This is a genomic window from Caballeronia sp. GAWG2-1, assembly GCF_023631405.1.
Lineage (GTDB): Bacteria > Pseudomonadota > Gammaproteobacteria > Burkholderiales > Burkholderiaceae > Caballeronia.
The window spans coordinates 102,933-121,955 of sequence record NZ_JALQDD010000039.1 but is presented as its reverse complement, the minus strand read 5'-3'; the positions used below and the strand labels follow the sequence as shown (position 1 = coordinate 121,955).

Annotated in this window: 18 protein-coding genes; 9 read left to right on the top strand and 9 right to left on the bottom strand. The window is 63.1% G+C overall.

Going from position 1 to position 19,023, the window contains the following annotated elements; translation table 11 throughout:
* Nucleotides 1–170: 170 nt before the first annotated feature.
* The 8 genes from NCR98_RS26610 (at nt 171) to NCR98_RS26575 (ending at nt 7,692) form a co-directional block, all read left to right on the top strand.
* Entirely contained in the window at nt 171–746 is a 576-nt protein-coding gene (locus tag NCR98_RS26610) for an isochorismatase family protein (RefSeq protein WP_250527826.1), read from the top strand.
* Nucleotides 743–1,705 carry a GlxA family transcriptional regulator gene (locus NCR98_RS26605; protein ID WP_250527825.1) on the top strand — a complete coding sequence of 321 codons (963 nt, stop codon included), beginning with the start codon at nt 743–745 and terminating at the stop codon, nt 1,703–1,705. The genes NCR98_RS26610 and NCR98_RS26605 overlap by 4 nt, the downstream gene beginning before the upstream one ends.
* 138 nt (nt 1,706–1,843) lie before the next feature.
* On the top strand, nt 1,844–3,010 hold the full coding sequence (locus NCR98_RS26600) for a glycosyltransferase family 9 protein (RefSeq protein ID WP_250527824.1): 1,167 nt from the start codon (nt 1,844–1,846) through the stop codon (nt 3,008–3,010).
* A 173-nt stretch (nt 3,011–3,183) separates the two neighbouring features.
* Nucleotides 3,184–3,918: an IclR family transcriptional regulator gene (locus tag NCR98_RS26595; RefSeq protein ID WP_284503959.1), complete on the top strand. Its 735-nt coding sequence runs from the start codon at nt 3,184–3,186 to the stop codon at nt 3,916–3,918.
* Between the two features lie 38 nt (nt 3,919–3,956).
* The gene (gene dctP / locus NCR98_RS26590; protein WP_244830389.1) at nt 3,957–4,970 is read left to right on the top strand and encodes a TRAP transporter substrate-binding protein DctP; all 1,014 of its coding nucleotides are present in this window, start codon (nt 3,957–3,959) and stop codon (nt 4,968–4,970) included.
* A 9-nt stretch (nt 4,971–4,979) separates the two neighbouring features.
* Nucleotides 4,980–5,528, top strand: a complete 549-nt coding sequence (locus tag NCR98_RS26585; RefSeq protein ID WP_244830391.1) for a TRAP transporter small permease — start codon at nt 4,980–4,982, stop codon at nt 5,526–5,528.
* Nucleotides 5,525–6,841 carry a TRAP transporter large permease gene (locus NCR98_RS26580; RefSeq protein ID WP_250527822.1) on the top strand — a complete coding sequence of 439 codons (1,317 nt, stop codon included), beginning with the start codon at nt 5,525–5,527 and terminating at the stop codon, nt 6,839–6,841. Before NCR98_RS26585 ends, NCR98_RS26580 begins: the two co-directional genes overlap by 4 nt.
* 26 nt (nt 6,842–6,867) lie before the next feature.
* Complete coding sequence (locus NCR98_RS26575; RefSeq protein ID WP_250527821.1) at nt 6,868–7,692, top strand: TauD/TfdA dioxygenase family protein; 825 nt, start codon at nt 6,868–6,870, stop codon at nt 7,690–7,692.
* A 40-nt stretch (nt 7,693–7,732) separates the two neighbouring features.
* Here NCR98_RS26575 and NCR98_RS26570 read toward each other — a convergent pair whose 3' ends face one another.
* From NCR98_RS26570 to NCR98_RS26530, 9 genes are all read right to left on the bottom strand, one after another.
* A complete protein-coding gene (locus NCR98_RS26570; RefSeq protein WP_250527820.1) occupies nt 7,733–8,605 on the bottom strand; it encodes an SMP-30/gluconolactonase/LRE family protein in 873 nt (290 codons plus the stop codon).
* Entirely contained in the window at nt 8,602–9,996 is a 1,395-nt protein-coding gene (locus NCR98_RS26565; protein WP_250468295.1) for an MFS transporter, read from the bottom strand. The genes NCR98_RS26570 and NCR98_RS26565 overlap by 4 nt, the downstream gene beginning before the upstream one ends.
* 32 nt (nt 9,997–10,028) lie before the next feature.
* Nucleotides 10,029–11,477: an MFS transporter gene (locus tag NCR98_RS26560; RefSeq protein ID WP_250468294.1), complete on the bottom strand. Its 1,449-nt coding sequence runs from the start codon at nt 11,475–11,477 to the stop codon at nt 10,029–10,031.
* Nucleotides 11,478–11,759: 282 nt separating this feature from the next.
* Nucleotides 11,760–13,103, bottom strand: a complete 1,344-nt coding sequence (locus tag NCR98_RS26555; protein WP_250527819.1) for a citrate synthase — start codon at nt 13,101–13,103, stop codon at nt 11,760–11,762.
* Nucleotides 13,104–13,268: 165 nt separating this feature from the next.
* Complete coding sequence (locus tag NCR98_RS26550; RefSeq protein WP_250527818.1) at nt 13,269–14,201, bottom strand: hydroxymethylglutaryl-CoA lyase; 933 nt, start codon at nt 14,199–14,201, stop codon at nt 13,269–13,271.
* Between the two features lie 46 nt (nt 14,202–14,247).
* On the bottom strand, nt 14,248–15,417 hold the full coding sequence (locus NCR98_RS26545; RefSeq protein WP_250527817.1) for a CaiB/BaiF CoA transferase family protein: 1,170 nt from the start codon (nt 15,415–15,417) through the stop codon (nt 14,248–14,250).
* Nucleotides 15,417–16,700: a CaiB/BaiF CoA transferase family protein gene (locus NCR98_RS26540; RefSeq protein WP_250527816.1), complete on the bottom strand. Its 1,284-nt coding sequence runs from the start codon at nt 16,698–16,700 to the stop codon at nt 15,417–15,419. The genes NCR98_RS26545 and NCR98_RS26540 overlap by 1 nt, the downstream gene beginning before the upstream one ends.
* Nucleotides 16,697–17,182: a hotdog family protein gene (locus NCR98_RS26535; protein WP_250468289.1), complete on the bottom strand. Its 486-nt coding sequence runs from the start codon at nt 17,180–17,182 to the stop codon at nt 16,697–16,699. Before NCR98_RS26535 ends, NCR98_RS26540 begins: the two co-directional genes overlap by 4 nt.
* 12 nt (nt 17,183–17,194) lie before the next feature.
* Nucleotides 17,195–17,719 (bottom strand): FAS1-like dehydratase domain-containing protein, encoded by a 525-nt coding sequence (locus tag NCR98_RS26530; RefSeq protein WP_250527815.1) that lies wholly within the window; start codon nt 17,717–17,719, stop codon nt 17,195–17,197.
* Between the two features lie 157 nt (nt 17,720–17,876).
* Here NCR98_RS26530 and NCR98_RS26525 point away from each other — a divergent pair, with 157 nt between their 5' ends.
* Nucleotides 17,877–18,950 (top strand): Ldh family oxidoreductase, encoded by a 1,074-nt coding sequence (locus tag NCR98_RS26525; RefSeq protein ID WP_250527814.1) that lies wholly within the window; start codon nt 17,877–17,879, stop codon nt 18,948–18,950.
* Nucleotides 18,951–19,023: the final 73 nt, after the last annotated feature.

The following is a 19,023-nucleotide window of genomic DNA, read 5'->3' as shown; positions in this document are numbered from 1 at the left end:
ATAGCAATTCATGGACCTCATTTGTCGCAGCGGTGCTTAGGCCCTAGGAAACAACCAGTCGCCTTCGCCAGACGCTTGGCGGATTTTGTCCTCATCCTGACCGCAAGCATTCTCGATTCCCGCAAAAAGCCCGCTTATGATGGGACTTTCCCAATCAAGGAGCGTCAAAAATGTCCGCCACCCTCCCCCGCTCGGCGCTGATCATCATCGACGTACAGGAATCGTTTCGTCAGACCGCCGACTGGTCGGATGCCGATCTGCCTGCTTTCAAAAGCGCCATCCTCCGCTTGGACCGTGGCGCGCGCGAAGCCGGCATTCCGGTCGTCCACATCTTTCACATCGGCAAGGCTGGTCCGTTCACCAAGGAATCCGGCTTTGTCGTGCCGCAGGATTGGTTGCCGGGCGCGCCCTCCGTGGTCTTCGAAAAACACACGCACAACGCGTTCACCGATACCGGCCTCGATCTCTGGTTGCGTCGCCGGCAGATCGATCATCTCGTCATCACCGGCATCCGCACCGAGCAATGCTGCGAGACCACGACGCGCGTAGCCTCCGACATCGGCTATACGGTCGACTATGTGACCGACGCCACGCTCACCTTCCCGATGACTCACGCGACGAGCGGACGCGTCTATTCGCCGGCGGAAATCAAGGCGCACACGGAACTGGTCTTGCAGAATCGTTTTGCACGCATCGCCAGCGTCGACGATGCGCTCGCCAATTGGCAAACGCCACGCGCGGCATGATGCCCGCGACATCCGTATGGTTCGTGCTGACGCCCTCCGTGCTGATGCTCGATTATGCGGGCCCCGCCGAGGCTTTTCGCATGGCGGCTGAATCCGGCGCTTCGTTCGACTTGCATCACTGCGGCCCGCTGCCTCGCGTCGCGACCTCCATCGGCACGTTTGTCGACGGCCTCGAACCGCTGCCCGACAAGCTGCCGCCGAATAGCCTCGTCATGGTCGTCGGCACCACGGAATCGCCCGAGCCCGGCACGAGCGCGCCCTTCGATGCGGTCACGCATTGGCTGCGAACCGCGCCGCGCGACGACACGCGCATCGCCAGCATTTGTTCCGGCGCCGTGCTGCTCGCGCGCGCGGGCTTGCTCGCCGGGCGCCGCTGCACCACGCACTTTGCGTTAATCGATCTGCTCAAGCGCGAGGAACCCACGGCGCGCGTGCAGGACGACTGCCTGTTCGTCGATGACACCGACGTGCTGACGAGCGCCGGCATCACGGCGGGCATCGACCTGGCGCTTCATGTGATCGAGCAGACCGAGGGGGCGGAACTGGCTGCGTCAGTGGCGCGACGTCAGGTGATGTACCAGCGCCGCGCGGGAGACGAATCGCAGCTGTCGCCGTGGCTTGCGCATCGCAATCACATGCATCCGGCGGTGCACCGGGCGCAGGACGTCATTGCGCGGGACCCCGCGCGCGCCTGGAGCGTGGCCGAGCTTGCGCAGGCCGCGCATGTCAGCCCGCGGCATTTGAGCCGGTTGTTCGCGGAGCATGCGGGCGTCACCGTGCTGGCGTATCAGCAAAGTCTTCGCGTGGCTCGCGCGCAAAGATTGCTGACGAGCCCGGAGCTGTCGATAGAACGCGTGGCCGAGCAATCGGGGTTCGCGTCGGTACGCGACTTTCGCCGTGTCTGGAGGCGATATCACGATACGGCACCGCGCGAGTATCGGAGTGCAAGCGCCGTCTGAGCGGCGCGTCGAACTACCGCTCGCTGCGCGACGGACCGCTTTCTGTAATCACGCCCACAGATCGCAACGGCTCCCCGATGCACAATCGATCCGGAAAACGCGACGCCATTCGGCGCCCACCGCGTGCACGGAGGAGCAATGGGTTGGAAGAGTCTGCTGACGGAATTGCCGGTCTGGACGATTGGACGCTTGAACCCGGCACGGCATGATCCGCATCGCGACGTGCCGCGCGAAATCCTCGTGCTGCGCCCGAACGATTTCGGTGAATTGCTGACCACCACGCCGATCTTCGAGGCGCTCAAGAAGCGTTTTCCGACGACGCGCCTTGTCGCGGGCATCGGCGGTTGGGGGCGGCCGATTCTGGAAAACAATCCGTTCATCGACGAGATCGTCGAGATCGATGCGCCTTGGAACAACAAGCTCGTCCAGGACCGTTCACCGCGTAACGTTCTGCGCTTTCTACTGTCGTCGCCGCAAGTCGCCGCGCTGCGCAGGCGTGGCGGCTTCGATGTCGGCATCGACGTGCTCGGCAGCTACATGGGCGCGCTTTTGATGATGCGCTTAGGCGTGCGCTACCGCATAGGCGTGCGCGGCTATCGCGGCGGTCACAGCGGATGCCAGGGATTTATCGACTTCGCGCGTCGCCAAAGTGGACGCGCCGCGCTTGCGCAGGCCGAACTGCTGGGCGCGACCGATCTGCCCGAAGCGCGGCCGCAACTCTTTCTTACCGCGGATGAGCGCGCGCAGGCCGCGAACGTCTGGCACGCCGCCGAGTCTGGCAATCGCCCGGTGCGCGTGCTGGTCGGCATCGGGGCAGGCGTGCCGACCAAGGTCTGGGACCCAAAACAGGTCGGCCCCGCGCTCGCGCGGGTTGCGTCGGCGCTCAACCGAACCGACGACGCCTGCGACATCCTGATCGTGGGCAGCGCCGCCGACAAGGCGCGCGCCGCCGAAGCGATCGCCGCCGCCGGTCCGGGCGTGCCGGTTCGTTCGGTGGCGGGAACGTTGTCGATGCGAACGGTTTTCGCGCTTGCCGAATCGGCGGATGTCGTGCTGACGAACTCTTCCATGCTCATGCACGTGGCGGCCGCGTTTCGTCGGCCGACGGTCGCGGTGATCGGCGGCAGCATCACGAGGCCGAACGTTCACGACGCGATCTGGGGCTATCCGGAGCAGTATCGGAGTGTCTCGCCGGATAGCTATGTCGAACATGCACCGGATAAAAACTGGCCTTCTGTCGACCGGGTCGTCGAGGCAGTACTGGACTCCGTGCGCGAGCGGCGCCCTGCTGCAACGCAGAGCTGAACTTCGCCAGCGATAACGCCGCGCCGCCTACGGACGGCGGCGCGTGAGATTCTCGGCTTCGCCTCGGCACCTCATTTCAAAGGGTAAATCCCGATCCAATCAGCGACCGGAAGGACGCTCGCATCTTTTATACTCGGTTTCGATTTGGCGAAACTCTTTTCGAACATACGAAATTGAAGCCGACTGACCGTGCTCTAAGCATCTTCGAGGCATTCGAAGCCGCATGCCGCCCGATGACGCTGTCGGAACTCGCATCCGCGTCGGGCATGCCGGTCAGCACCAGTCACGGCATCGTGAAAGTGCTGACCGAGCGCGGCTATCTCTACGTCACCGGGCGTCGCAAAGACTTGTTTCCAACGCGGCGGCTGCTCGACATGGCGCTCGAGATCGCCTCGCACGACCCGTTTCTCGAACGCATCGAGCCGTCGTTGCTGGCGTTGCGCGAGGCCACGCAAGAGACCGTGATCATTGGCAAACGTCAGGGCGATCACATCGTCTATCTCGCCGTGTACGAAGGTCCGCAGACCATTCGATACAGCGCGCCGGCCGGTGCGCTCAAACCGCTCTACTCGACGTCGATCGGCAAGGCGATGCTCGGTCAACTCGACGATGCAACGCTTTCCGAGTGGCTCGCGCACACGACGCTCGCGCCGGTCACCGCGCACACTTTGACCGCTGCAAACGCGTTGATGGCCGACCTCGTGGAATCGAAGCAACGCGGCTTTTTTCTCACGCGCGGCGAAAGCGTGAGCGATGTCTTTGCACTTGCCATGCCCGTGCATGTGAACCGGGAAGTGTTCGGCATTGCGGTCGCGGGGCCACGGTATCGGATGGAAGGCGCGCTCGACGGCATCGCGGCGCGCATACGCGCGGCTATCGTCGAGATTCAGGAAGAACAGACGCGCTGAAACGAAGGTTCGATAAATAGAAAATCAGGAGACGGAAGATGCAGGCAAAGCGCTGGACCCGCATGTTCACCGCCATGTTCGCGCTCGCCGCGATATCGACAGCGGCACACGCCGACGACGTCGTGACGCTCAAGATGGCGCATCAATGGCCCGACGACCCGAACGATTATGTGGTGCAGACCGGCAAGAAGTTCGCGCAGCAGGTCGAGCAGAAGTCGGGCGGCAAGATACACATCAACATCTTTCCGGCCGAGTCGCTCGTCAAATCGCTGAACACCCACACGGCCTTGAAGAACGGCAGCGCCGATCTCGCAATCTATCCGTACATCTATTCGGCGGGCGCGATCCCGCAGATGAACCTCATCCTCCTGCCGGGCCTCTGGAAAACGCCCGAGGACGTCTTCAAATTCCGCACCTCCGCGCCCTGGAAAGAACTCGAAGCGAAGATAGAAGCATATGGCTTCAAGACGCTCTGCTGGATTCAAATCTCGGGCGGCATGGCATCCAAGTCCAAGCCCATCAACGTGCCTGCGGATCTGCCGCAGCAGAAGGTGCGCGGCGCCGGAAAGATGATGGAGGCGGCCTTGCAGAGCGCCGGCGCGAGTACCGTGTCAATGGCGTCGTCGGAAACCTATAGCGCGATGCAACTCGGCTTGCTCGATGGCTTGTGGACGTCGTCCGGCACCTTCGGTTCGTATCGGCTCTACGAAGTGGCGAAGTACTACAACTCGCCCGAGGACTACAGCATCTACTACACGATCGAGCCGATCGCGATCAGCATGAAGACGTGGAACAAGCTCACGCCCGAGCAGCAAAAGATCATGACGGACGTGGGTCGAAGCCTCGAGCAGAGCGCGTTCGAAGGGGCGAAAGCGGACGATCGCCGCGTCGCGCAACTTTTTGCGAGCCATAACGCGAAGATCCACAAGATGACGCTCGATGAGTGGAACCAGTGGCAGACCTTGTTCCAGAAAGTCAGCTTCGCTAAGTTCCGCGCCGAAGTGCCCGACGGCGGACGTCTGCTCGATCAGAGCACGGCGTTCTACAAATAAGAGGCCGCGATGCGCCACGCATTGGACCGCTTCTCGCGCGGGCTCGACGCCTTTTGCCGGGGCGTCGCGTTGTCCGTCGGCGCGGCGGTCATCGCGACCGTGCTCGTCATTTCGTATGGCGTGCTCGCGCGCGAAGCGCTGCATCTTTCCGATGTCTGGGTGACGGAAGTCACGACTTACCTCATGGCCTACATGACCTTCGTGGGCACCGCGGCGCTGGCGTGGCAAGGCCGGCATCTCAAGGTCGACGTTCTCAGCGCACATCTCGGCGAACGTGGCAAGCGCGCGCTCGCGTTCATATCGACGGCCATCGTCACGGCGGTCGCGTTCGCGCTCGCATGCCTCGCATTCGACTTCTGGTGGGAGGCGTACACGAGCGGTGAACGTTCGTGGGGCATGTTCTCGCTCTCGCTGTGGATTCCTTATTCGGGCTTCTTCGCGGGCATGCTGCTTTTGTGCATCGCGCAGATCGTACGCTTGCTGACCATCGTATTCGCACGCGAACCGGCAGGCCGTGAAGTCGCCATCGACGACATGCTGCTCGGGAGAGAAGAATGAATCAGCTCGTCATCGGTGCGGGGATGTTCGGCGGCTTGCTCGCGGTGTTGTCGATGGGCGTGCCCATTGCGTTCGCGTTGCTGTTCGTCGCCCTCGCCTCGCTGTTCGTCACGGGCGGCGGATGGGATGCACTGAGTCTCGTACCGAGTACGTACTGGGGATCGGTTGCCACCTTCACGCTGACTTCCGTGCCGATGTTCATGTTCATGGGCGCGATCGTCTCCGCGTCGGGCATGGGCGCGCGTCTTTATGCGGCGCTGGCGACGATCCTCGACGGCGTGCCCGGCGGCCTCGCCGTCGCGACGACGCTTGCATGCGGCGTGATGGCGGCCGTATCCGGTTCGAGCGTGGCGACGGCGGCGGCCATCGGCGGCTTCGCTGTGTCGGAGATGCGCCGGCACCGCGTTCCCGAAGCGCGTGCATGCGGCGCGGTCGCGGCCGGCGGCACGCTCGGCATTCTGTTACCGCCGAGCATACCGTTGATCGTGTATAGCGTGATCGCGGAGCAAAGTATCGGCAAACTGTTCGTCGCGACACTCATCCCCGGCGCGATCATGGCTTCTGCTTTCGGCATCTATCAAATACTGCTCGCCATGCGCGATCGTGCGCGCGGCAGCGAGAGCGAAAGGCGCACGCGGCCGCTCGCGAGCATGCGCGAACGTTTCGTCGCATTGAAAGACGTCGGCCCGTTCGCTCTGTTGATTCTCATCATTCTCGGCTCGCTGTATCGCGGGCTTGCAACGCCTCAGGAAGCGGCGTCGCTCGGTATCGTCGCAAGTCTGGTGCTTGCGGGCGTCGTGTACCGGGAGCTTTCGTGGAGCAAGTTTCGGCAGATCCTGATCAGCGCGGCCCAAAGCAGCGTGATGATCCTCGCGGTGATTTCATCGGCCATCGTGTTCGGTTATGTGATGACGACGAGCCAGGTTGCGGCGTCGCTCACGCAAACCGTCGCGGGCGCGCACGTCGAACCGTGGGTGCTGTTCGTGAGCATCAACGTGTTGCTGATCTTTCTCGGCTGCTTCATGGAGACGATCGCGATCATCGTCGTGACCATGCCCGTGCTCGTGCCGGTCGTGGAGGCGTATCACTGGAATCTGATCTGGTTCGGCGTGGTCGTCGTCATCAACATGGAGATGGCGCTCATCCATCCGCCGGTGGGACTCAACCTCTTTGTCGTGCAGAGCGTCGCGCCCGATGTCCCGTTGCGACGGATCGTGCTCGGCACGTTGCCTTATGTGTTCATCATGATGGGCGTTCTTGCGCTCATCGGTATTTTTCCTTCGCTTTCGACAATGCTGCTCGGCGCGAACTGACACACGCCCGGCTACGAGGAGTTCGCATGGACATTCGCAAAGTGGCGGGCGCGCTGGGCGCCGAAATCGCCGGCATCGATCTGTCGCGGGGCGTGACGCGCGAACAAGCGAGCGTTTTGCGCGCGGCGCTCAACGAGCATCTCGTCATCTTTCTGCGTGACCAGAACCTCGCTCCCCGGCAGTTCCTGGATTTTGCGGAGGCGATGGGCGAGCCTATCGAATATCCCTTTGTGAAGAGCCTCGAAGGTTTTCCGACCATCATCGAAGTCAAGAAACTGGAAACGGAGCGCGTGAATTTCGGCGGCATCTGGCATTCGGACACGACCTATCTCGACGTGCCGCCCATGGGCTCGATGCTGCTCTCGCGCGAGATTCCGCCCTATGGCGGCGACACCCTGTTCGCGAACCAGCAGCTTGCGTACGACGCGTTGTCCGACACCATGAAGCGGCTCCTCGAAGGACTGAAGGGCATCAGTTCATCGGCCAAGGCGGATGTGTCGCGTACCCGGGAGGATCGCATTCGAACGGACGGCGCGGGCAAGAAGCCGGACGATTTCGTGGCGAAGCATCCCGTCGTGCGCACGCATCCGGAAACGGGACGCAAGGGGCTTTACGTGAACATTGCGCATACGGTCGGCATCGACGGCATGACCACCGACGAAAGCGCGCCGCTGCTCGACTTCCTGTTTCGACATCAGGTGAAACCGGAGTTCACGTGCCGGTTCGTCTGGTCGAACAACGCGATTGCGTTCTGGGACAATCGCGCGGCTCAGCATAATCCGGTGAACGATTATCACGGGTTTCGGCGGGTGATGCAGCGGATCACGCTCAAGGGGGACGTGCCGCGATGAGGGGGGCGACGTGGGATTGGCTCGAGTTTGTAAGGCGCGCTCAGCCAACGTATGCCGCTTCAGCGCATCCTTCAATATCGGTGCGCAAACAAAACAACGCCCCTGCAAGCGGTTGCGTCTCGAGCGCTTCCACGGACAACTTACGCGTACCGCTCGTCACAAAAAGCGTACGCATATCCGGCCCGCCGAACGTGCAGCTTGCTGGCTGCGTGACCGGCATCGGCACGACGCGGTCGATGCGTCCATCGGGCGCGTATCGCTTGACGACACCGCCGCCATATTGCGCGCTCCACAGGTAGCCATGACGATCGACGGTTGCGCCATCGGGAATTCCCGTGTCGCGGTCGAGCCGCGCGAAGAGACGTCGCTCGCCCGGCATGCCCGTCGAAATATCGAATGGAAACGCCCAGATCACGGGCTCGATGCCGTCCGCAAAGTACATCGTCGCGCCGTCCGGCGAGAAGCACAGGCTATTGGGCACGGCTACGCGTTCGATCACGCGCGTATAACGCCCCGCTTCGAAGCGATACAGCGCGCCCACCGGCGCGCGTCCGATGTCATCCATCGAGCCGACCCAGAATCGTCCCTGTCTATCGCACTTGCCATCGTTGAAGCGCATTTGTGGCTGGCTTGCGTGCGGCGCGTCGAAACGTTCAATGGCGCCGCTCGCCGGATCGAAGAACGCGATGGCCGAGCGTAGTGCCACGATTAATCCGAGCCGCGACGCGCATGGCGCGATCGAGCCTACGAGTTCGGGCATGGTCCAGGTTTGCGTGTGGTCGTCGCCCCATTTGCGGCGGCGGATCAGATGGCTGCGGATGTCGACCCAATACAGCGCCTTTTCTTCGACCGACCAGTACGCAGACTCCCCGAGTACATCGCGCGTATTGCCGACACATTCCAGCTCGCTCAATGGGCGATCTCCTCCAGCGCGCGGCCGGTGACACGCGGACCGAGCCACGCCACCGTCGTGGCGATGATCGCCATTGCACCGCCGATGAACGCAAACACGCCAGCCTGCCCGAATTCACGCAGGAAAAAGGCGATGAAGAAGCCTGCGAATATCGAACTCAACCGGCTCCACGAGAACACGAAGCCGACCGCGCGAGCGCGCATCCAGGTTGGAAACAGTTCCGACTGGTAGGCATGCACGATGGTGGACATCCAGTTGACGACAAGCGTCTGCAGGCATCCAACCATAATGAGCCAGCCCGGCGCGTTCAGCATGGCGAAGATCGTGCCGATGATCGCCACGGATATCACACTGCACACGAGCTGCCATTTGCGCTCGAAGCGGTCGATCACGAGCATGACGAGAAGCGGCGCGACCGGATAGGTCAACACGATGAGAAACGTGTATTCGAGACTTCGCGTGACAAGAATGCCCTTCGCTATCAGAAGCGTTGGAATCCAACTCACGAAGCCGTAATAGCCGATGGTCTGGCAGAAGTTCACGATCATCAACATGATGGTGCGCGTGCGGTAAACCGGCCCGAACATTTCGGCGATACGCCCTTCCGGATGTACCGTGCCAACGGCCTTTTCAGGTTCGGGCAACGCTTGGCCGTACTCCTTTTGCACCTTCGCTTCGATAACCGAAAGCACGCGGTCGGCCTCGGCGAGCCGCCCATGTTGCGCGAGCCAGCGCGGCGACTCGGGCAAGCGGCGCCGCAAGAACAGCACGAGCACCGCGCCGAACGAGCCGAAAAGAATCACCCAGCGCCAGCCATCGAAGCCGAACGGTCTCGTCGGCACGAACATCCACGCTAGAAAGGCCACGAGCGGCGCGCTGATTTGCGCCAGCCCGTAGAACAACGCGAATGCTTTGCCGCGCGCACCGCGGGGCGCGAGTTCGGAGATGTAGGTGTCGATCGTGATCATCTCGACGCCGATGCCTATACCGCCTATCAGCCGCCATATCTCGAGACCGTGCACCGAGCCCTGAAACGCCAAAATGAACGTCGTGACGCTATACCAGATCATCGAGCCGAGAAAGACCACCCGCCGCCCGAAGCGATCGGCGATATAGCTGAAACAGATCGTACCGATGAACAGCCCGAGGAACAGCGACCCGAGAAAGGCTGCAAGACCGTTGAGATCGAAGAACGATGCAGTGGTCGAAGTCAGCAGCTTGCTCTGGAACAAACCCGGCGCGATATAACCTGTGAAATAGATATCGTATTGTTCGAAGAGACCGCCCGCTGCGATCAGCATCAAGAGCGTCCACATGTGCCGAGTCATCGGCAGCCGGTCGAGCCTGCCGTTGATGGTGCCGGATACGACCTTCGGGTCTACGGAATCCATTGGCTGCTCCGCAAGGGCGTCGATGCGCGTACTCACCGCGCGATGTCGTCGAGCGCCAGCCCCGTGGTGCGCGGCCCGAAGAGCGCCACCGCCACGACGACGATCGCCATCGCGGCGAAGATGAAGGCGAACACGCCCGGCACGCCGAACTCGCGCAAAAAGAACGCGATGAAAAAGCCCACGAAGATCGACGACAGCCGGCTCCACGAATACACGAAGCCCACCGCGCCCGCTCGCATGCGCGTCGGGAACAACTCGGCCTGGTAGGTATGCACGATAGTCGACAGCCAATTGACCACGAGCGTCTGCACGATCCCCACCGCGATGAGCCAGCCCGGCGCCTTGAGCATCGAAAAGATTACGCCGATCACGGCCACCGAGATCGCACTGCACACGAGCTGCCATTTGCGCTCGAAGCGGTCTGCCACCAGCATGACGATGAATGGTGCGATTGGATAAAGCAGCACGATCAGAAAAGTGTATTCGAGGCTGCGCGTCACCATGATGCCCTTGGCGATGAGCAGCGTCGGAATCCAGCTGACGAAGCCGTAGTAACCAATCGTCTGAAAGAAGTTCACGACCACGAGCATCAGCGTGCGGCTGCGATAACGCGGGCTGAATGCCTCGCGCAACGTGCCTTCCTGCTCCTCGGCTTCGGGCGCGTCGGCCGGTGGCGGCAGGTCCTTGCCGTAGTCACGGCGAACGCGGGTTTCGATCATCTGCATGACGCGTTCAGCCTCGTCGAGGCGACCTTTCTGCACGAGCCAGCGCGGCGATTCCGGCAGACGCAATTGCAGATACCACACGAGCAGCGCGCCCACCGATCCGAGCGCGATCACCCAGCGCCAGCCCTCGAAACCCAGCGGGGAAATCGGCACCAGCACCCACGCAAGGAACGCGATCAGCGGCGCGCAAATCTGCGCCACGCCATATACAAGCCCGAACGCCATGCCGCGTGCGTGTCGCGGCGTCAATTCGGAGACGTAGGAATCGATCGTCACGTACTGCACGCCGACGCCGATGCCGCAAATCACACGCCACACGTTCAGTCCTAGCGCCGTATCCTGAAACGCGATGAAGACCGTCGCAATGCAATACCACAGCATGGATGCGGCGAAGACGCGGCGCCGGCCGAATCGGTCAGCGAGACTGCCGAAGCAGATCGTGCCAATGAAAAGCCCGATGAACAGCGACGCCAGAAAGCCGGCGAGACCGTTCATCGCGAAGAAAGTGGGCGTGGTCGCCGTGAGGATGCCCGAGCGGAACAAGCCCGGCGCGATATAGCCCGCGAAGTACACATCGTAGAGTTCGAAGAAGCCGCCGAGTGCGACGAGGGTGAGGAGCTTCCACAGCGTGGCGGTCATTGGCAACCGGTCGAAGCGTGCGGTCACGCCGCCTGCCGTGATGACGCGCGCCGGATAATCCGCGCTGTCGAGCGACCCGGCGACATCGGCGCCGATGGCCCTGTTCGGGGTGTTCATCCTCTTCTCCTCCTGTGCAGCCGGCTGAATGCCTAAGGCGCATCGTACCGGTCGTGAATATCGGGGATACTAACTATTCGATGAGGACGGTGTGGAATTGCTGGCTTGGTTCGCATTGTCTGTCGCTAGCTTGTCCGGGCCGCTGTCTCCTTTCGATTAGCCCAGTCTAGTGACGCATGGAGCGGCCCACAATACTTGATCGTTGAATCAACTTGATCGCGGCGCCCAAGAAAAACGGCCCTCGCGAAGGGCCGTCGGCGTCATGTCGTGCGATGCGGAGATTCAGGGCGGCAGGATCGACGTCAACAAGCGCCTCTCGTCCGAATCGTTCTGCGGGGCGTTCGCCTCGAGGTAGTCCGCGCGTGGGCGTATCAAAGCGCCGGATTCGCGCTGCTCGATGATATGCGCCACCCACCCCGCCGACCGTCCGATGATGAACAGGCAAAACGCGCTGCGCGGCGGCAGCCCCAATGCCACGGTTAGCATGGTCAGGCCAACTTCCAGGCTCGGCAGACAGCCGTAGCCCGCTGCGATCTTGAGTGCCGCGAAGAGCGGATCGACCGCGGCGTGCCGCCCTTCGAGCCGCCGCGCGAGATCGATCAGGTAGCTCGCGCGCGGGTCGCCATCCGGATACAAGGGATGATTGAAGCCCGGCAGATTCCGGTGTGCCGCATAGTGCTCCGTGAAGAGCCGTTGCGCTTCTGCAACCGTGCGGCATGCGCGCAGCAGGTCCTCGGTGGCTTCGTACGATCGCGCGGACGTGAGCCCCGTCTGCGTGAGGATGGCCGCCGCCACGCATTCGCCGATATCCGCTCCCGCCGACGCCGCGATACGCGCCACGAAGGTCGCCTGCGCGAGTTCGTGATCCGCGCACAGCACGAGCGCGGCGTCGAGCGCGGCACGATGCGCGGCAGACGCCGAACCACCGAGCACGGTCAACAGCGTCGCGGCGAGACCGTCCGCGCGTTTGCGCGTGACGCCCGCCGCAGCGCCCGGCGTTGCGCGTCGCAAATGCGCAAGGCAATGCGCCATCGTTGCGATCATGCGACTGCATTCGATGAACTGCGCGTCGCCGGCCTGCAACGCGCGCAGATGCTCGCCGCCGAAGCGCATTGCAATATCGGCGAAGAAGCGCACGAGTTCTCGACGTGGCTGGAGACCCGCCGTGCGCGACCAGGCATCGGCGAAACGTAACGTGCGACCGCACGGCTGCCACGAAAGGATCACGTCGTCGCGTGGATTCCAGAGCGCTTTCACGACCTGTTCGAAGGTCTTTCCCTTGCGCGCGAGTTCGAGCGCCGCGACGCCGCGATAACGCGGACCTTCGGCCGTGATTTCGGTGAGCGTGCTCGATATGATCGGCTCGCCCCAGCGCATGGCGGCCGCGGCGACGGGCGCGTGGCCACTGCGGGCATCGGCGCGCGATTTCATGCGTTCGACATCCTGGCGCGCATAAAGCCGGCGCCCCTTGTCGCCTTGCGGCACGCTGCGAATCAAGCCGCGGCTGACGTAGGCGTACAACGTTTGCAGCTTGATCTGCAGCAGCGCGAGCGTTTCAGCGCGTGTCAGGTAATCGCCGGGCGCGTCGGGCGGCGCGCTGGCGGCATCATGCGGGTTCGATTGCACCTCGGTCTCCTGTCGACCCAGGACGGGCGCCGAAGCGCCCGTCCTGGTCCCATGCGAAGCTGCCAGCGCAAAAGCGCCGGACGGGGCACAGTGAACCACAAGATAATCAAACGCGTGGATGCTCACAATCGGGTCATGCCAGTACCGCGGTCGAACACGCTCCGTTTATGCATGAAGTCCAGCCGTCCGGCGGAAAGTCTTGGGAATGCCGGCCTTTGGCACCTGCCCGTACATCGGCTCGCCAGGCAGCCCTTCGTGCAGCAGTTCGCGCGCGGCGATCAGCCGTTCCAGGTCTATTCCAGTATCGAAGCCCATGCTTTCCAGCATGAAGACGAGGTCTTCCGTGACGATGTTGCCCGACGCGCCCGGCGCGAACGGACAGCCGCCAAGGCCCGCGAGCGCGGAATCGAAGGAACGGATGCCTTCTTCGAGCCCCGCCAGCGCATTGGCGAGGCCGAGTCCCATCGTGTCGTGCAGATGCAGTTTGGTCAGCTTGTCGCCGATCTCCGCGCGCACGGCCTTGACCATCTTGCGTACCTGAACGGGATTGCCGTAGCCGACGGTATCCGCGAGCGCGACGGCATCGACGCCTGCTTCGGCTAGCGCGACGGCCGTTTCGATTACCTTTTGCAAGGGAATCTCGCCGTCGATGGCGCAGCCGAAGGCCGTCGCGCAACCCGGCTCGATCGCCATTGGCCGCTCCTGCTCGCGCACCCATTCGACGATTCGCCGTACTTCGTCCACCTGCTCCATGGTGCCCTTGCGCGTGTTCGAGCGGCTGTGTCCCTCGCTCACCGAAACCGGTATGCCGACGCCATGTGCGCCCGCCGCATATGCCGCCTGCGCACCGCGCAGGTTGGGCACGAGTGCCATCACGCGCAAGCCGGGTTGTAGCAGCGCCGCCTTGACGATTGCCTCGGTGTCCGCCATTTGCGGCACGAGCTTTGGCGGAACGAAACTGCCGACCTCTATTTCGCCGATACCCGCTTGCGCGATTGCCGCGATCCAGCGCGTTTTCTGCTCGGTCGGCATGATCTCGTGAGCCATTTGCAGACCGTCACGCGGCCCGACTTCGCAAACCATCGCTTTTTCTTTCATGGTCCTGCTCCTTCAAAAATGAGTCTTTGCACGAACGCGCTCGTCATCAACGCAGCACGCCCGCTTCGGTCAAGGTTTCAATTTCGTGCGCATCGAGGCCGAGCAGCTCACCGAACACGTAGTCGTTGTGTTCGCCGAGGCGCGGCGGCGGCGTGAATTCGCCGCGAAAGCCGGCGTTATCGCGCCACGGAAGCGCAATGCTGCGTGAGCCGTCCGCGAGCAGCGGGAAGAGGCCGCCATCGGCGAAATACGGGTCTTCCATCACCACGCCAATGTGTCTCGAACGCGCGGCCGGCACGCCACGCGACTGCAGCGCATCGAGTGCTTGCGCGGGCGTCTGGTCGCGCAGCCACTCTGCCAGTAAATTGTCCGCCGCTGCGCGATGCGCGGCGCGGCCGAACGCATCGGAGAAGCGGGGATCGGTAGCAAGTTCGGGCTTGCGCATGGCGTCGCAGAGCGCTCGCCATTGCCGGTCGTTGCCAATGGAAACGGCGAGCCAGGCGTCGTCGCCTGAGCAGCGGAAGCATCCGGATGGTGCGGCGTCCCATTCGCGCGCGCCCGTGGCCGTTGGCGTCTTGCTGCCGAGCGCCTCGCGAAACAGCTGTTCGGGCAATAGCGCGACGGTGCTTTCGAGCATCGACAGATCGATGTACGCGCCCTCGCCGCTCACGCGCCTGTGCCGGATGGCCGCAAGCACCGCGCAGCTTTCCCAGAGCGCAGTAATCGGATCGGTCCACGCAGGCAGAATGCCCATGGCCTCCACGCGCTCGTTCGGCGTGCCCACCACGCTGGCGCGACCGCTGTACGCCTGCAATAACGAGCCGTAAGCAAGCGCATCGCGCTGCGGGCCTTCGCGACCCGTGCCCGACGCGGACACGAAAATCAGATCGGGGCGAATCTGCGCAAGCGTCGCGTAATCGAGGCCAAACTTCGCCAGCACGCCGTTGGAGAAGTTTTCGACGACCATATCGCTCTGCGCGATCAGACGCCGGATCAGTTCCGGACCTTGCGGCCGGCTCAGGTTGATCGTGCAGCTCTTCTTGCCGGCGTTCACCACTGCCCACCAGGGCGGACGCTGCGTATGTTCGGGCCGCGTCGCGGATTCGATCTTGATGATCTCCGCGCCCATGCCCGCGAGCATCTTGGTAGTCATGGGTCCGGCCAGCACCCAGCTGAAATCGACGACGCGCAAGCCCGCCAATGCTTTCTGTGTCATCACACGACTCCATGCCGGCGCAAGCTTTCGACTTCATCCGGCGACAGTCCGAGGCGCTCTTCGAACACCGCGCGGTTAGCGGAGCCAAGTGCGGGCGATACGACATCGCGCGCGCGTGGCAACTCTGCGCCCGAAGTCGTGCGCATGGCAAACGGCAGGCCGGGCATCGACAGTGGCGTGCCGCCCGCGCACTGCCAGCGATCGAAAAACCCGCGCGCATTCAGCTGCGCGTTATCCAGAAGATCGCGCGCACCGCTCACCGGAAAACACGCCACGCGCGCCGCCTGCGCGCGCTCGAAGACGTCGGCGCGGCTATGCTCGCGCGTCCACTTCGACATCTCGTCTTGCAGGATCATCCAGTTTTCGTTGCGCGCCGTGCGTTCGCCGCACAGCGTCTCATCGCGCGACCACGCCGGGTTTCCGAGCAATTCGACCCAGCGTTCCCATTGATGTTGTTCGCGCGGCGAAATCATCACGAAGCCGTCCTTGCACGGCAACAGCCAGATCAGCCCGCCCGCGACCTCGGTGCCCTGCAGTTCCTCGCGCAGCCGGCTGAAGCTGCGTTCGCCGCGCCCATGATCGGCGACGGGCTCGATCATCAGATGCGCGATCACATCCAGCTCCGCGCATTCGATACTGCGTCCCTCGCCATTCATCTGCGCTTCGAGCAAGCCCCAGAGCGCGGCGTTCGCGGCGGCCACACCCGTGGCCAGCGCCACTTCGCGGTCGGCACAGGCGACGGGCGCTTGCTGATCGGGTGCGTGAACGGGGCGCGCCTGATGGAACGCATAGCCCGCGTGATGCGTGAGGGTGAAGTCGGTGTACGCGGACGGCGCGTCGGGTCCCGCATGCGTAGCCCAGGGCGTGACGGAAAGCGTGACGAGCGCGGGCTGAATGTGCCTGAGCGTATTGCCGTCGAGTTGCAGTTCCGCAAGGCGGCTTGTATTGGACGTAATCAGCAGATCGGCGGATTCCACGAGACGCCGCAGCAACGCAGCTCCTTGCCGATGCGACGGATCGAGCGTGGCGCTTTCCTTGCCGTGATTCAGATACGCGAAGAGCGCGGCATCTTCACCATAAGGAGCATTGGGTGCGAACGGGCCGGTTCGACGCAACGTATCGCCAGTACCGGGCGGTTCCAGCTTGAGCACCTGCGCGCCGAGGTCGCGCAGCACGCGCGCACAGAAAGCGGCGGGCATGGCGTCGCTCCATTCGATCACGCGCACGCCGGCGAGCGGCGCGGCGACCACGCGCGCTGGGGATACGAAGTCAGCGGCGCTCATGCGGCCTCTTCGAGAACGGCTGGATCGAAGGGATAAGGCACGGGCGCGCCGTTGCGCAAGGGCAGAACGACCGTTGCGCTGCCGGGCGTGCTTTCCCTGCCTTCCTGATTACGCAAGCCGATTTCCAGATGCGCGAGACCGAAGCCGCCGCGCCGTTCGGTTCCGGTCACGCGGCCCCACGCCGTGAGCAGATCGCCCGGCACGTTCATGCCGCGAAACTGGAACTGGAGCTTCCATGCCCAGCCGCTTTCACCGGCCCAGTCCGTCAGCAGTTGCAGCATGATGTGCTGTTTCCACGAGCCGTTGACCATTACGTCGGGTAACTTGTCGTGTTGCGTGGCGAAGCGCCAGTCGTAATGAATGCGATGCCAGTTCTCCATGGATGCCGACCAGCGCACGATATGCGCCGTGGTCATCGGTCCCTTGACGAGCGCCGGGATCTCCATGCCTGTTTCGACATCCTCAAAATACAGTGCAGCCATGATGACCCTCGCCTAGCGCATGATCTGGGTGTTCGTGACCTTCAAAAGCTTCTCGCCCTTCTCGTTCACGTAGGTCTCTTCGATGATGACGAGCACCATCGGTCCGCTTTTGCCGTCGCGCTGCACGATGTCCTTGTAGCGCGCCTGACGCAGCACCTTCTCGCCGATGCGCGCATAACGGTAGAGCTCGTATTCGTAGCCGCCGTTCAGATCGCGTGGCAACTCCACTTCGACGGCCGGCAGGCCGCTGAAACTGCGGCTCAGGCCATCGTAGTCAGGCTTGTTCATGTCATCCAGCGGGTCGGGCGATGACGGCGGTCTGCGAAAGGCATGCACCGGAAAACCCGGCGGCGCGACCAGTGCGCCATAACGACTTGTCGCGGCCCAGTCTTCGTCCCAGTAACGACGCGCGTCATCCATGGTTGCATGATGGAAGCGGCGCACTTCGCTTGCTTCGACGGCATGCGTCGACGTGACCCACTCGGTCTCGGCGCCGATGATGGCTTTCACCTTGCCGGTGATGTATTCGTTGCTCACGGCTCTAGTCTCCTGTCGCTACATCGACGAAGCCAGTCTAGGGGAGCCGCCCTTTAGCGCACAATACTTGATCGTTGAATCAACGTCTTCTCAGGGTCGCATCGATCGACTATCGTGCCTCACGTACCGCTCGACGCATGACACCACCAAGGGAGAGATGTCGATGAGAACGACCCGCTACGACGCGAACGCGCTCTTTGAATATGCAATGGAAGTGCTTTGCCGGGCGGGGCTCGCGAGCGCTCATGCGCGGGACGTGGCACGCACTCTCGTCGATGGCGACTTGATGGGACACGACACGCACGGACTCGCGCTGTTGCCAGGCTACGTGAAGCAGCTCGAACAAGGCGCCATGACACGCGACGGCGCGCCCGCAGTCATCTCTGATCGTCCTGCCGCGTTGCTGTGGGACGGACGGCGTCTGCCCGGACCCGCGCTCGTGCATGCCGGCATCGACGTCCTTGCCCCGCGCGCCCGCGAACTCGGCGCCGCTACGCTCGTGATCCGGCGCAGTCATCACATTGCATGTCTTGCCGCGTATCTCCTGCGCGCCACCGAAATGAACCTGGTGATGATGCTGGCGAGCTCCGATCCGAGCGTGCAAAGCGTCGCGCCGTTCGGCGGCACGCGGGCCTTGTTCACGCCGAACCCGATCGCTCTCGGCATACCGACATCGACGACTCCGATGCTGATCGACATCTCGTCCTCCGTGACGACCAACGCGATGAGCGCGCGCCGCCATCAGAACGGCCAATCGTTCGACGAACCTTGGATGATGGATGCACAAGGTAACGCGACGCATGATCCCGGCGTGCTGTTTGCCGATCCACCCGGATCGATCCTGCCGCTCGGCGGACTGGCCGCCGGTCACAAGGGATTCGGCATGGCGTTGATGATCGAGGCGCTAACAGGCGGACTGGCCGGCTTTGGCCGCGCCGATCCACACGAAGGCTGGGGCGCGACCGTGTTCATGTCGCTGCACGATCCGGCAGCATTCGGCGGTATCGAAGCATTCCAGAGGCAGATGGATTGGCTCGGCGACGCCTGCCGCACCAACCCGCCTCGCACGATCAACGACCCCGTGCGCCTTCCCGGCGAGCGCGCAATGGCAAGGCGGGCCGAGCAACTGAAGAATGGCGTGCATCTGCATGCCGATCTCGACACACCGCTCAAGGCTTGCGGAGAACGCTACGAGGTGCGCTTTCCGCAGCCCAAGCCGGAGGCAGCATGACGCCTAAACCTTTGCGCTCACCCCAGACCCGATGCATACTTTCTCTTCGGAAGCAGCGCTGCGGCGAAAAGAC

Coding starts and splice junctions, on each gene's coding strand:
- NCR98_RS26610 (WP_250527826.1), top strand. CDS start 171: ATGTCCGCCACCCTCCCCCGCTCGGCGCTGATCATCATCGACGTACAG.
- NCR98_RS26605 (WP_250527825.1), top strand. CDS start 743: ATGATGCCCGCGACATCCGTATGGTTCGTGCTGACGCCCTCCGTGCTG.
- NCR98_RS26600 (WP_250527824.1), top strand. CDS start 1,844: ATGGGTTGGAAGAGTCTGCTGACGGAATTGCCGGTCTGGACGATTGGA.
- dctP (WP_244830389.1), top strand. CDS start 3,957: ATGCAGGCAAAGCGCTGGACCCGCATGTTCACCGCCATGTTCGCGCTC.
- NCR98_RS26585 (WP_244830391.1), top strand. CDS start 4,980: ATGCGCCACGCATTGGACCGCTTCTCGCGCGGGCTCGACGCCTTTTGC.
- NCR98_RS26580 (WP_250527822.1), top strand. CDS start 5,525: ATGAATCAGCTCGTCATCGGTGCGGGGATGTTCGGCGGCTTGCTCGCG.
- NCR98_RS26575 (WP_250527821.1), top strand. CDS start 6,868: ATGGACATTCGCAAAGTGGCGGGCGCGCTGGGCGCCGAAATCGCCGGC.
- NCR98_RS26565 (WP_250468295.1), bottom strand. CDS start 9,996: ATGGATTCCGTAGACCCGAAGGTCGTATCCGGCACCATCAACGGCAGG.
- NCR98_RS26560 (WP_250468294.1), bottom strand. CDS start 11,477: ATGAACACCCCGAACAGGGCCATCGGCGCCGATGTCGCCGGGTCGCTC.
- NCR98_RS26550 (WP_250527818.1), bottom strand. CDS start 14,201: ATGAAAGAAAAAGCGATGGTTTGCGAAGTCGGGCCGCGTGACGGTCTG.
- NCR98_RS26545 (WP_250527817.1), bottom strand. CDS start 15,417: ATGACACAGAAAGCATTGGCGGGCTTGCGCGTCGTCGATTTCAGCTGG.
- NCR98_RS26540 (WP_250527816.1), bottom strand. CDS start 16,700: ATGAGCGCCGCTGACTTCGTATCCCCAGCGCGCGTGGTCGCCGCGCCG.
- NCR98_RS26535 (WP_250468289.1), bottom strand. CDS start 17,182: ATGGCTGCACTGTATTTTGAGGATGTCGAAACAGGCATGGAGATCCCG.
- NCR98_RS26525 (WP_250527814.1), top strand. CDS start 17,877: ATGTCGATGAGAACGACCCGCTACGACGCGAACGCGCTCTTTGAATAT.